The following is a 12814-nucleotide window of genomic DNA, read 5'->3' as shown; positions in this document are numbered from 1 at the left end:
AATGAGAAAGCCCCCAAACGGGGGCTTTTTTTGTTAAGCTTTTAAGATGCTTACAAGATTTTCCGAGCTTGTTACGGCTCAGGAGTGTTAGGAAATAGCGTCCGTTTCGACGATAACCTTCACTTGATGTACCGTTCGATCCTCAGGCCCTTTAACAGGCAGGCCTACTTCCACATGATCGACAATATAATCAATATTGTCCTGTGAGATCACTTCGCCCGGCAGCAGGATCGGAATACCTGGTGGATATACATAAATGAATTCTGCAATAATGCGTCCCGCAGATTCTTTGAATGGCACCACTTCAGTATCTCCATAAAAAGCGTCTCGCGGAATGAGTGAAAGTTGCGGAATTTCCGGTATTTTCACAATCAGCTCATGTAGCTGACCTGTAGAGTAATGAATAGCGGCCAGCTCGCGCAGAGCCTTCAACAAAATCTCAATGTCCTCTTTCGTATCCCCAGGGGTCACCAGACAGAGAATATTGTACATATCGCTAAGCTCAACCTCGATATTGTAATGGTCTCTCAGCCAATTTTCTACATCGTACCCAGTAAGACCTAGATGACGAATATGAATGGTGATTTTGGTCGCGTCATAATCATAGGTAGCCTCTGTACCAAGGATTTCACTGCCGAAGCAATATAGTCCTTCAATCTTGTTGACCTCTGCACGGCAATATTCAGCCAAATCAAGCGCACGTTGTGCTATTTCGTGGCCGTTAAGAGCCAGATTGCGGCGTGATGTGTCCAGAGAAGCCAACAGGATATAGGAAGTGGAAGTCGTTGTCAGCATACTGAAAATCGTCTGCACACGTTGCGGATTGACGTATCCGTTTTTGGTATTCACATTCAGAATGGAGCTTTGTGTCAAGGAACCGCCCAGCTTGTGGACGCTTGTAGCTGACATATCTGCTCCCGCTTCCATGGCGGACATTGGCAGATCAGGATGAAAATGAATGAGTACACCGTGGGCCTCATCGACCAGGACCGGCACATTATAGCTGTGAGCGAGATCAACAATTTCTTTCAAATCGGCGCACACACCGTAATATGTCGGGTTGATGACGAGGACGCCCTTGGCGTCAGGATGGCGTTCCAGTGCCCGGCGTACGGACTTGGTTGTAATCCCGTGGTGAATACCAAGATTTTCATCACTGACCGGAGATACGAATACAGGCTTTGCTCCAGACAATATAATGGCAGACATTATAGATTTGTGTACATTTCGGGGTACAATAATTTTATCACCCGGCAAGCAGATGGACATAATCATAGTAATGATAGCACCACTTGTACCCTGTACGCTGTAGTAAGTATAATCTGCTCCGTAGGCCTCTGCCGCAAGCTTTTGGGCTTCTTCGATGACACCCGTAGGTTGATGCAGATCGTCCAATGGAGCAATGTTGATCATATCTATGGAAAAGGCATTATCCCCCATAAATTCGCGAAATTCCGGATCTGCGCCCACTCCCTTTTTATGACCTGGGATGTGAAATTGAACCGGGTTGCTCTGAGCGTGCTTTTTCAAAGCAGTAAAAAGCGGGGTGTTGCTTTGATTCATTAGTGTTGTCACAACCTTTCGTGCAGGATTTCGACAATCCTGGCAAGTGATAATAGAACAAAATTGAGTATAGCAGTTTGAAGTAGGATTGCAAGCGGTTGATGGTGCTTTTATTTGTGAATGAGAGGAGCATGGGGACAGCCCGGACTTCATGACGAAAAAACGAAGATAGAGGATGTGGGACAGATGAAGCAAATCGGAAGAGAAAAAAATCCTCGGCGGTTATGGTCTCCCTTTTTTGCGGAATTATGGGTACTGGTATTTCTGGTTGAATTTATGAAGGGATCTCTTCTGGTAGCTATCCTTCCGGTATATATGGGAGAAACGCTCGGACTGTCAGCCGGAATCATCGGTCTGGCCTTTTCGCTCCAGTATTTTGGCGACAATGCGTTCCGGGCACCGGCAGGCTGGATAGCTGAACGGCTCGGCTACCGGGGAACGATGTCGTCCGCGTTGCTGTTTACACTTGTAGCGGTGATCATGCTAAGCGTGCTCACAGAGCCAGTGTGGCTCGTAGTCGCCTGTCTGCTGCTCGGTCTGGGCACTTCTCCGCTCTGGCCTTGTGTCATGACTGGAACGACTGAAATGTCCGGGCCAAATAACAGCAATGGTGCGGCGATGGGCACATTGGAAATTGCGTCCATGGGCGGAACTGGAATGGGGCCGCTTGTTATGAATTTCGCTATGGCACATTATGGTCATTCCTACGGAATGGTGTTTATGATTTTGACAGGATGCAGCATTGTGTTATTGCTGGTCTCCCTTTTGCTGCCTGGACGCAAAAAATCTGCTGACAAAGGAGCGCTGCAACGGAGCGCCTTGGTGTCCTCCGACGGTCTCGCGAAGCAAAAGCAGCAGCTACTGGTAGGAATCAAGGAAACGCTCAACTCTCTCAAAACAAAACTTGATGTAAACCCGTTAATTTACCCGGCGCTGTTTTTGCAGTCGTTTGTTATCGGTCTGATCAGCCCAGTATTAACGCTGTACGCCCGGACAGACCTCGGCATTTCGCCGAATCTGTACAGTGTATTTTTGATCGCGGGCGGCGGGGTGACGGTGCTGGCGCTTATTCCTTGCGGAAAGCTAGTGGATCGGCTCGGAACAGAATACTTTCTGCACGCTGGTTTTTTACTTGCCGGCATTACGCTGTTTTTCTTTTCCGCCGTCCGATCCATTCCGCTTGTGTTTGTATCCGTAGCCCTCATTGGCTTGGGGTATGCGCTCATTTTGCCTGCATGGAACACGTTCCTCGCCAAATTGATCCCAGAAAGCGAGCGAGCGACGATATGGGGCTTTTTTCTGACACTCCAAGGTTCAGGTATGGTCATCGGTCCGCTCGTTTCAGGAGTGCTGTGGGACCGTGCAGGACACACAGCTCCATTTATCATCAGCGGAGTTGTAATGCTGCTCATGTTCGGCTGTCATCTGGCTTTGGCACGTAATCCGCGCAGAAAGACGGCTGAAGCCTGATTAGCAGCTTGATTAGCTAAGGCCGGTTACTCTTTCGGAAAAGCCATTCGGTACAGCGGCAGCAAACGCTCAAAAGTGGAACGCACCGTCTGTAGCAGCGCAGCCCCGTCACCGACGAGCAGGTCGTCCCGGTCAATACGGATACCACACATGACCTCGGCTTTTTTAACCTGCTGCAGCTTGTCAATGATCGTTTGAAAATTCTTCTCATCCATTTGTTTTTGCTCCGTACCTTCCGGGGCCATATGATCCATGGACCAGTAAAAATGCTCAGGTAGGCTAGTGCGGACATCGCTCAGATTGGCTTTGAGTGCCTGGGCAAACGTGGTTTTGTTGGGGCTTTCATAAATAATTGCGAAAATGATGAACAGATGAGAAGAAAACATCCCTACCTCAAAATGCGGCAACGCCTTATATCCACGCTTGTTTGCCGCCCAAGCTACCCAGGAATCCTTGGGCGGATTTACTTTGCGCCGTGCATGCTTTGCAACGTGAACGTGCATAGGCTCGCCACACAAGTCCGTCAGGAAAGGAGCCAAATCCGCACCAATCGCTTCCAGTTTGGGTCGAACCTGTTCAATCAGTACCTCCATGCGAGGCTCCAGCCCCGGTATTTCAAAAACATCAAAGTCCTTTACTGTAAATCCATTGAACGTCATACCTTTTCCTCCTGTAACTGGGTTAAGCCATTTCGTGTGGCGTAATATGTCCGATTATAGCATAACGTCAGCAGGCTTGGCCGACTTTAGGCCGGGTTTGGGACAAGCGCATAAGGCAAAAGTAGGATTGTGCGTTGTTACTCATAAAAATAGGTCAAATAACCAAGTACCCTTACATAAAATGAAGTATAAAATAGAGCAAGGGAAGATCAAGCGGGAAAGCCGCAGGCTTGCTGTAGCCGGACTTCTTGAATCGGACTTGAAAAAGGAGGGAATGCCGTGAACAAGGGCTGCGAGGTAGAATATTGCAATTTGGAGCTCCGGTTTAGCCGTCGGCATATCCATAATCTGATCAAGGATTTGATATCGGAAGGGTATTCGCTGTACTGGAGCGAGGATGAGTCATACCTGGTGCTGTCGGTAAGAACCGGGCGCAAGCTGGTGAAGCTTCGTTTTCAACAATTGCGTACAGGGCACTACAAGTTGGCCGGAGATTATGTGATCCGCGATGCCAAGCTGGCTGAGTGGTTGGAAAAGCTGATTGGAAGCACCCGAGGCCATGCCATTGTCAAAAGAGTCAAGGACCATCATATTTTGGTGGAGAATATTTTGTTCGGTGAGGTCATTCGTCTGGTGGAGGTTACCGGTTTTAAGCAACGCGTCATTTATCAGAAGGGACCAGTGCTGTCAGCGCAGGAGATGGAGGATATGTACATTTCCAATGAGGGAGAGACCCGACTGCTGCTGCTCAGAATGGAAGTGGATAATGAATTGGAGAAGTTGTTCAAGGCAATGACAGAGAGAGATACGATTAGAACCAAGAGCTGCCATGAACGCCTGCAAGCGCTATCCCGCCAACTGCTGATGATGGAAGCATAATGATGTAGATTTAGTATAACTGAACACCTCATGAAAATGGGGTGTTTTGATCTGCGAATAGACAGGGGTTCACTTCTGACACCAAAAACGTTAAAATAGAACTGCACGTGTTCCGATTCACATAAAGTGTAATGCGGTAAAGCGGCGATATAGAATAAAAAATATGTTGCAAAGGATGAGGAACCAGATGGCAAAACAGCAGATTGGTGTGATCGGCCTGGCGGTAATGGGTAAGAATTTGGCCCTTAATATTGAGAGCAGAGGCTTCACCGTCTCGGTATTTAACCGCTCTCCCGAAAAAACGCATGATCTTATCAAAGAAGCAGAAGGTAAGAAATTGACGGGTACTTTCTCCATTGAAGAATTTGTGAACTCACTGGAATCGCCCCGTAAAATCCTGATCATGGTTCAAGCTGGTAAAGCAACGGATGCCACGATTGAGCAGCTTGTGCCTCATCTAGACAAGGGCGACATTATTATAGACGGAGGCAATGCCTACTTCCCTGATACACAGCGCCGCAGTAAGGAGCTGGAGGAAAAAGGACTTCGCTTTATTGGTACAGGCGTATCCGGTGGTGAAGAAGGTGCCTTGAACGGTCCTGCAATTATGCCAGGTGGACAAGAAAGTGCCTACAAGCTGGTAGAGCCGATTCTGACAGCAATCTCTGCCAAAGTAGACGGCGATCCTTGCTGTACATATATTGGTCCTGACGGTGCAGGTCACTATGTAAAAATGGTGCATAACGGTATCGAGTATGGCGACATGCAATTGATTGGTGAGGCTTATCACCTGCTGAAATCGGTCCTGAATGTGAATGCAGAAGAGCTTCATGAAATCTTCACAGAATGGAATAAAGGCGAACTGGACAGTTACCTGATCGAAATCACGGCTGACATCTTCTCCCAATATGATTCCGAAACAGGTAAGCCAATGGTAGACGTTATTCTGGATGCAGCAGGTCAAAAAGGTACTGGTAAATGGACAAGCCAAAGCGCGCTGGATCTGGGCGTGCCATTATCCATGATTACTGAATCCGTATTCTCCCGCTTCCTGTCAGCTATGAAAGATGAGCGTATTGCAGCAAGCAAAGTACTGAGCGGTCCTAATGCAGAATCCTTCAGTGGCGACAAAAAAGAATTTATCGAAAGCGTACGTAAAGCATTGTTCGCAAGTAAAATTGTATCCTATGCTCAAGGCTTTGCCCAAATGCGTGCAGCCTCTGACGAATACGATTGGGATTTGAAATACGGAAAAATAGCTATGATCTTCCGCGGCGGCTGCATTATCCGTTCGCAATTCCTGCAAAACATCAAGGATGCGTATGACCGCGATCCTGCTCTGAAAAACCTGTTGCTGGATTCCTACTTCAAAAATGTAGTAGAAACCTATCAAAACGCATGGCGTCAGGTGATTTCCGTGGCTGTATCTCAAGGTATTCCAGTGCCAGGCTTCTCCAGTGCGCTCGCATACTATGACAGCTACCGTACTGAGCGTCTGCCAGCAAATCTGCTGCAAGCACAACGTGACTACTTCGGTGCGCATACGTTCAAACGTGTGGACAAAGAAGGCGTATTCCATCACCAATGGTTCTAATAAATTGATGGAAAATGTAATACAACGGAAGTTTTTTTTACCCTTGTGGTAGAAGAAGCTTCCGTTTTTTTGATTTCGTGGAAGGTTGATTGGATGAGGATGAAGCTGGAGGATTGTGTAACCTTTTGGCGCTGTGGTATGATAAGAACAAAAAAATATTTTAACGCATTACCGCGTCTAAGCTTTGGGTTATAACAAAAAGACGGGAAGATCCCGTCTCTTGTGGTGAGCAGTATTTTACTGTTCTTGTGACCATTGCAGCATACCGCCGGTCATGTTAGTGCAGCCTTCATAACCGAGCTGTTGTAAATATTCGCAGGCTCGTTCGCTGCGATAACCGCTCCGGCAAATAAAGATAATTTCACCGGTACGTTCAATTTCCTCAAGGCGACTCGGAATCTGTCCGAGCGGAATATGCTTGGCACCGTCAATCATGCCTTCCGCTACTTCTTCTGCCTCGCGAACGTCGATCAATTGCAGTTGTTCTCCTGCTTGCAGGCGTGCGCGAAGCTCAGAAGGTTCAATCAGGGCGATTTGCGTCATGGCTGGACCTCTTTTCTAATGTAAAATGGGTGCTGCGTGTGTTATTGACGTGTGCAAAACATCACACTCTCTATGTATGATAGCGAAGCGATCTCTAAGCTGTCAATTAGGCTGAACCTAAAGGCAGATAAAGACGAATCGACCTGCTGGATTAAACTCCGAAAGACCTAGATGAATATTGTATATTTTTTTGGTAGAGAAATGAACACTACAGCTTGTATAATTAACGTAAACTAGGATGGTTTGAATCGAAAAGGAGCATGCACAATATGGATGTTATCGTTAGACCTACCCCTTCCCTGCAGGGAGAGATTGGGGCCTTATCCTCCAAAAACTACACTACTCGTTATCTGCTCACAGCGGCGCTCGCCGATGGGCAAAGTACCATTTATTTTCCGGCACACAGTGAGGACAGTGATGCTATGCGTCGTTGTATCGCTGATCTGGGGGCAGTGCTGGAAGAGGATGACGAAAAAATTGTCATTACGGGTTTTGGTAGCCATCCTCGTGCTGTGAAGGAGTTAAATGTAGGGAATGCCGGAGCGGTGCTCCGTTTTTTGATGGGAGTTGTATCCTTATGCCCGGATGTTACCTTCGTTAATACATATCCTGACTCATTGGGTAAACGACCCCATGATGATCTAATTGATGCGCTGGGCCAATTGGGTGTAAGAGTGGACCATCGCGAAGGTAAGTTGCCTATTCGTATCCAGGGCGGTCAAGCTAAGGGCGGCAAAATACAGGTGTCCGGTTCGGTTAGCTCACAATATTTGAGCGCATTGCTGTTCCTTACACCTTTACTGGAGGAAGACAGCGAAATCGAGGTGCTGCATGATCTGAAATCCAAGGTGGTTATTGGTCAGACGCTGGAGGTGCTCCAAGAGGCAGGTATAATCATTCATGCAAGTGACGATTATATGTCTTTCCGTGTTCCGGGACGACAATCTTATCAGCCGCGCACGTATACAGTGCAGGGGGATTACCCAGGCAGTGCCGCGGTGCTGGCAGCGGCTGCCGTAACGAACTCGGATGTCACCATCCATCGGCTAAAGGAGCAGAGCAAGCAGGGAGAACGTGCTATTGTAGATGTGCTTCGTATGATGGAAGTACCGCTGACGCACAAGAACGACACAGTTGTCGTGAAGGGGAATGGCCGTTTGAAGGCCATCGAGTTTGACGGCGATGCTGCAACCGATGCGGTGCTGGCGATGGTGGCTGCTGCTGTATTTGCTGAGGGTACGTCCCGTTTTTATAATGTGGAAAATTTGCGGTATAAGGAATGTGACCGCATTACCGATTATTTGAACGAACTGACCAAGGCCGGAGCTCGCGTGGAGGAACGTCAGGCTGAAATTATCGTACATGGCCGACCGGAGGGGGTCGAAGGCGGCGTTGAAATCAATGCGCATTTTGATCACCGTGTTATTATGGCTTTGACGGTAGTCGGTCTACGGGCCCAGAAACCGCTGGTGATCAAGGATGCGCATCATGTTGCCAAATCATATCCGCAATATTTTGACCATCTGACGACGCTTGGCGCCTCTGTAGAGTGGGTAAAATAATAATAAGCTTTAGAAGTGAACAGGAGGAGACAGGATGGCTTTTGAAAATCCGTCAAGAGAAGAAATCAAAAGCATTTTGGAGCAGGTAGGCAACATTGCGGTTGTAGGCTTGTCTGATAAATCAGACCGAACCTCGTATATGGTGTCTTATGCTATGCAAAAGCGGGGATACCGGATTATTCCGGTTAATCCTGCGGCAGCGGGGCAAACGATTTTAGGAGAAACTTGCTATGCAAGTCTTGAAGAAGTACCTGAGCCTGTCGAATTGGTCAATGTATTCCGTCGCAGTGAGTATTGCGCTGAGGTTGCTCGTGAGGCAGCTGCCATTGGTGCCAAGGTTTTGTGGCTTCAACAGGGCATTATCAGCCAGGAAGCCGCTGACATCGCGCAGGAGCATGGAATGACGGTTATTATGGATCGCTGCATTAAGGTAGAGGATTCCGTAACCCAAGCTGTACGGAAAGGATAATCTGGATATGAAGAAAAACCTTCTCCCCGTATTTCATCGGGGAGAAGGTTTTTAGTGTGAAATTAGACTATATTTGGCTTTTCTTTTTTTCGTTTAATTGCTTGGTAAGTTTAGTCAGGCGCCGTATATTATACTTATAGGAATCCATATAATGTATGTATGCCATTATACTGATATATCTAGGTGAATTCGCTTATTTTATTGGTTATGGAATCGCTGCTCCAAGCTGATAAATAAGCAAAATATAACTTAAATAAGTCGTTTTAATGGAGTCATTCAAACTTTTACAAACGTATACAAGTATTTTTTATCAAGCAAGAGAATCGCTTTGACAAAAGTATTTATTCGGCTTACCATCAGGGATAGAAAGGAGAGGAATGCCATGAATTGGCTCGGATCCTTACAACAGCTTGGTCGGGCTGTCATGCTCCCGACGATGGTGTTACCGGCCGCTGCTATATTACTAAGTCTAGGCAGCCTTCCCTGGTCCGCTTGGGGATTTCCAATGGTGTCTGAAATGGCTAATGCAGCAGGGCGTGGGATTTTTTATTTTTTGCCGTACTTGTTTGCGGTTGGTGTAGCACTCGGCATGTCGAATCAGGCAGGTCAGGCAGGACTGGCGGCATTGGCTGGTATGGCTATATATGATCAGGTCACATTGAGATTTGGAAACGGACTCATTCATCCCGCGACGCTCATCGGCATCATTTTGGGTGTCATTTCAGGGGTGGCGTATAACCGCTTCAAAAGCATTAAGTTGCCTGAGGTACTCCAATTTTTTGGAGGGACTCGATTTGTTTTACTGCTGATTGGCTTGTTCTCCGCCGTGTTCGCAGGACTGATGCTGATTGTGGCTCCACTCATTCAGAGAGGATTGCAATTTATAGCAGGTCTGGAATTGAACTTGGGCGGCTTCGGATTGTTTATTTACGGTATTTTGTATCGGGTGCTGGCGGCTTTTGGCCTTCATCATCTGCTTAATAATATATTCTGGTTTCAACTGGGTACATATAAAGCACCGTCAGGCAACATAGTGCAGGGAGATTTACCCCGGTTTTTTGCTGGCGATCCGACGGCGGGCTATTTTATGTCAGGGTTGTTTCCGATCATGATGTTTGCGATTCCAGCCATTGCGCTGGCGATTATTCAGGAAGCGCGTGAAGACTTGAAGCCGAAGGTGCAAAAGACGTTTTTGACTGCTGCACTGGTCTGCTTTTTTACCGGTGTATCGGAACAAATCGAGTTTGCCTTTTTGTTTGCCGCTCCATATTTGTTCCTTGTTCATGCGGTCATGTCCGGTCTAGCCATGTGGCTTACCTTTGAGCTGGATATTCATCACGGTTTTTCATATTCAGCGGGTTTTATAGATTACGTACTCAATTTCCATCTGTCACATAACGCCTGGTTGTTGATTCCATTAGGGGTGGCCTATGGGCTGGTATATTATGTGCTATTCCGGTGGGCGATTCGAAGGTTCCGTATTCCCACTCCAGGTCGCGAGGAAGGTTCAGTTCTGGAGGATTGGGCAGGCAATATTCCCTACAGCGCTCCCCTTATTTTGGAGGCGCTTGGCGGGAAGGAAAATATAGTTCGGGTGGAAGCCTGCATTACACGGTTGCGTCTCACCGTCCACAATGATCGGCTGATTGATACCGGAGCGATAAAAGCATTGGGCTCGGCCGGACTGATCAATCTGGGCGGGGGTAACTTGCAGGTTGTATTCGGTACGTATTCGGAGTTGATTCGTGAGGAAATCGCGAAGCTTATGGAGCGTGATCTTCCTCAAGTGTTGTTCAACGCTCCTGTGCACGGAAAAATGCTGCCGATTCACGAGGTGCCGGACAAAATTTTTGCAACGAAGCTGGTCGGGGACGGAGTTGCTTTTGTTCCCGAACGAGGTGAACTTGTGTCTCCGGTGTATGGTACGGTTATGCATCTGTATCCGACCATGCACGCTTTGGGCATCTCTACACGAGAGGGAATTGAGGTTCTGCTTCATATAGGGATTGATACTTCACAGCTAAAAGGGAATTTTACTGCTATGGTAGAAGCAGGCGATACGGTGGAGCCGGGACAATTGCTGATCAAATTTGATTTGCAGGCGCTGCGGGAACAAGCTCCATCTTTAGTGACCCCCATGGTCATTACGAACCCGGATCGAGTGAAGTCATGGAGCTTTGCTCCGTTTAAAACAGTGAAAAAAGGTCAGACCTCGGTAATGTCCGTTGTGCTGCATGACAGGAATGTTGGAGGGGTAGAAACATGATAGAAGGCATCGGCGCCGCAACAGGTGTGGCAATCGGGAAGGCTTTTGTCCTGCCGAGCTGGGAGTGGGATTTACCTGAGCAGAAAATGGATGCGGTGGATCTCGCAAAGGAATTCGAGCGGTTGTATGAAGGGATACGCACATCCAAAAGTGAAATCCAGTTTATTAAGGATGAATTTCGGGAAATGGTGGGACCGGAGGAATCCAGCATTTTTGATGCGCATCTGGCTATATTGGAGGACCCTGAATTCATGAACGAAGTTCGTGGAATCATTGAGCGTCAATATAAAGCAGCCGAGGTGGCTGTCAAGGAAGCGATTGACCATTTTGTGACGATGTTTGATCTGCTGGATGATGAATACATGAAGGAGCGGGCGATTGACATCAAGGATGTGGGGAATCGGTTGCTCAAGCATTTGCTGGGTGCGCCGGAAGTAACTCTTCCGAAGGACACGCAGCCTTACATTCTGGTCGCCAAGGAGCTTTCTCCATCTCAATCGGCCCACTTGAATCCAAGCTATGTATTAGGAATTGTGACAATGAATGGGGGCAAAACATCGCATTCTGCGATCATGGCCCGTGCGATGGGCATCCCGCTCGTTTCGGGACTGGAGAGCAATCTCAATTTGCCTGTCCAGACTGGGGATATGATGGTTGTCGATGGAGACTTGGGTAAGGTTTATGTGAAGCCGGAGAAATCCATTATTGATCATTATATGGCATTACGTGATGAGCAGCTCCGCAGAAAAGAACAGCTTCAAGTGCTCGCTTCCGTGGAAGCCGTGACCAAGGATGGAACTGAACTGAGGCTGGCAGCAAATATCAGTTCTGTTAAGGAACTGGAGGCAGCATTGAAGCATGGGGCGCAGGGTGTTGGACTGTTCCGCACGGAATTTTTATATATGGATCGAAACTCTGCACCTGATGAAGATGAGCAGTATGAGGTGTATCGGCTGGTAGCAGAAAAGACAGGAAGCCACTCCGTTGTTATCCGTACATTGGATATCGGCGGGGATAAACCACTGGACTATCTTCAACTGCCGGTGGAGGAAAACCCGTTTCTCGGCTATCGTGCTATACGCATCAGTCTCGATTGGAAGGAATTATTCAAGATACAACTGACAGCTATTTTACGTGCCAGTGTGGCAGGGAATATCAAGGTCATGTATCCGATGATCTCATCGGTGGAGGAGATCCGCCAGGCGGATGCGATCTTGAAGGAAGCTATGGCGGATTTGGATGCGAGAGGGCTTGCCTACAATCCACATATCCAGCAAGGGATTATGATTGAGGTGCCAGCGGCAGCAATGATTGCCGATCTACTCGCTGCTGAAACAGATTTTTTCAGTATAGGCACGAATGATCTGGTACAGTATGTGCTGGCTGTAGACCGTATGAACGAGCAGATTGCCCATATGTACCATCCATACCATCCGGCTGTGCTGCGGATGCTGCGTATGACAGCAGAGGCAGCTCATCAAGCGGGGATTGATGTGAGTGTGTGCGGTGAAATGGCAGGAGATGAACGCTCCATTCCCTTGTGGCTGGAGTTGGGAATACACCAGCTAAGCATGTCTCCTCAGTCCTTGCTGCGAGTCAAGCATCGTGTGCTGAACACGTCCGCAGCTGAGGCAACGCTGGTTGCCCAGGCGTGCTTCGGCATGTCTACTGGCGCAGCGATCGAAGACAAGCTGACCGCAGTTAGTGTCAGTTGTACTTCAGTCGGGCCTGGACGGCAGTAATTATGTTGCAATGGCTGTGAAGCCTGTCTTGAAAAAAAACACCTTCAAAACCATGGATAACGTGGTG

Annotated in this window: 10 protein-coding genes; 7 read left to right on the top strand and 3 right to left on the bottom strand. The window is 47.9% G+C overall.

The genetic code is table 11. The features are described from left to right. Positions 1-87: 87 nt before the first annotated feature. Entirely contained in the window at positions 88-1563 is a 1476-nt protein-coding gene (locus tag NST83_RS15405) for an aminotransferase class I/II-fold pyridoxal phosphate-dependent enzyme (RefSeq protein WP_137063655.1), read from the bottom strand. 186 nt (positions 1564-1749) lie between these two features. On the opposite strand from NST83_RS15405, the gene NST83_RS15400 reads away from it, so the two are divergent. Then, a complete protein-coding gene (locus tag NST83_RS15400; RefSeq protein ID WP_342417967.1) occupies positions 1750-3033 on the top strand; it encodes an MFS transporter in 1284 nt (427 codons plus the stop codon). Between the two features lie 26 nt (positions 3034-3059). On the opposite strand, the gene NST83_RS15395 is transcribed toward NST83_RS15400, so the two are convergent. Continuing rightward, positions 3060-3692: a DUF1054 domain-containing protein gene (locus NST83_RS15395; protein ID WP_137063654.1), complete on the bottom strand. Its 633-nt coding sequence runs from the start codon at positions 3690-3692 to the stop codon at positions 3060-3062. 279 nt (positions 3693-3971) lie between these two features. Here NST83_RS15395 and NST83_RS15390 point away from each other — a divergent pair, with 279 nt between their 5' ends. Next, a complete protein-coding gene (locus NST83_RS15390) occupies positions 3972-4571 on the top strand; it encodes a hypothetical protein (RefSeq protein ID WP_137063652.1) in 600 nt (199 codons plus the stop codon). A 187-nt stretch (positions 4572-4758) separates the two neighbouring features. Next, positions 4759-6165 carry an NADP-dependent phosphogluconate dehydrogenase gene (gene gndA / locus NST83_RS15385; RefSeq protein WP_342414813.1) on the top strand — a complete coding sequence of 469 codons (1407 nt, stop codon included), beginning with the start codon at positions 4759-4761 and terminating at the stop codon, positions 6163-6165. A gap of 237 nt (positions 6166-6402) precedes the next feature. Here the strand turns inward: gndA and NST83_RS15380 are convergent, their stop codons facing one another. Next, on the bottom strand, positions 6403-6708 hold the full coding sequence (locus NST83_RS15380) for a rhodanese-like domain-containing protein (protein ID WP_014282339.1): 306 nt from the start codon (positions 6706-6708) through the stop codon (positions 6403-6405). 269 nt (positions 6709-6977) lie between these two features. Between NST83_RS15380 and aroA the strand changes: the two genes are divergently transcribed. From aroA to ptsP, 4 genes are all read left to right on the top strand, one after another. Beyond that, on the top strand, positions 6978-8270 hold the full coding sequence (gene aroA, locus NST83_RS15375; protein ID WP_137063650.1) for a 3-phosphoshikimate 1-carboxyvinyltransferase: 1293 nt from the start codon (positions 6978-6980) through the stop codon (positions 8268-8270). A 34-nt stretch (positions 8271-8304) separates the two neighbouring features. Beyond that, positions 8305-8739, top strand: a complete 435-nt coding sequence (locus tag NST83_RS15370) for a CoA-binding protein (RefSeq protein WP_044648631.1) — start codon at positions 8305-8307, stop codon at positions 8737-8739. A gap of 382 nt (positions 8740-9121) precedes the next feature. Continuing rightward, positions 9122-11005, top strand: coding sequence for a glucose PTS transporter subunit IIA (locus tag NST83_RS15365; RefSeq protein ID WP_137063649.1), 1884 nt, complete (start codon positions 9122-9124; stop codon positions 11003-11005). After that, entirely contained in the window at positions 11002-12747 is a 1746-nt protein-coding gene (gene ptsP, locus NST83_RS15360) for a phosphoenolpyruvate--protein phosphotransferase (protein ID WP_342414812.1), read from the top strand. Before NST83_RS15365 ends, ptsP begins: the two co-directional genes overlap by 4 nt. Positions 12748-12814 lie beyond the last annotated feature (67 nt).

It is taken from the genome of Paenibacillus sp. FSL R10-2782 (assembly GCF_038592985.1).
Lineage (GTDB): Bacteria > Bacillota > Bacilli > Paenibacillales > Paenibacillaceae > Paenibacillus > Paenibacillus terrae_C.
The sequence above is the reverse complement of the archived record's forward strand: the minus strand, read 5'-3'. Positions and strand labels throughout refer to the sequence as shown.

What these genes read in the sequence shown, in the direction of transcription:
- NST83_RS15405 (WP_137063655.1), bottom strand. Translation starts at nt 1,563, where the DNA reads ATGAATCAAAGCAACACCCCGCTTTTTACTGCTTTGAAAAAGCACGCT.
- NST83_RS15400 (WP_342417967.1), top strand. Translation starts at nt 1,750, where the DNA reads ATGAAGCAAATCGGAAGAGAAAAAAATCCTCGGCGGTTATGGTCTCCC.
- NST83_RS15395 (WP_137063654.1), bottom strand. Translation starts at nt 3,692, where the DNA reads ATGACGTTCAATGGATTTACAGTAAAGGACTTTGATGTTTTTGAAATA.
- gndA (WP_342414813.1), top strand. Translation starts at nt 4,759, where the DNA reads ATGGCAAAACAGCAGATTGGTGTGATCGGCCTGGCGGTAATGGGTAAG.
- NST83_RS15380 (WP_014282339.1), bottom strand. Translation starts at nt 6,708, where the DNA reads ATGACGCAAATCGCCCTGATTGAACCTTCTGAGCTTCGCGCACGCCTG.
- aroA (WP_137063650.1), top strand. Translation starts at nt 6,978, where the DNA reads ATGGATGTTATCGTTAGACCTACCCCTTCCCTGCAGGGAGAGATTGGG.
- NST83_RS15370 (WP_044648631.1), top strand. Translation starts at nt 8,305, where the DNA reads ATGGCTTTTGAAAATCCGTCAAGAGAAGAAATCAAAAGCATTTTGGAG.
- NST83_RS15365 (WP_137063649.1), top strand. Translation starts at nt 9,122, where the DNA reads ATGAATTGGCTCGGATCCTTACAACAGCTTGGTCGGGCTGTCATGCTC.
- ptsP (WP_342414812.1), top strand. Translation starts at nt 11,002, where the DNA reads ATGATAGAAGGCATCGGCGCCGCAACAGGTGTGGCAATCGGGAAGGCT.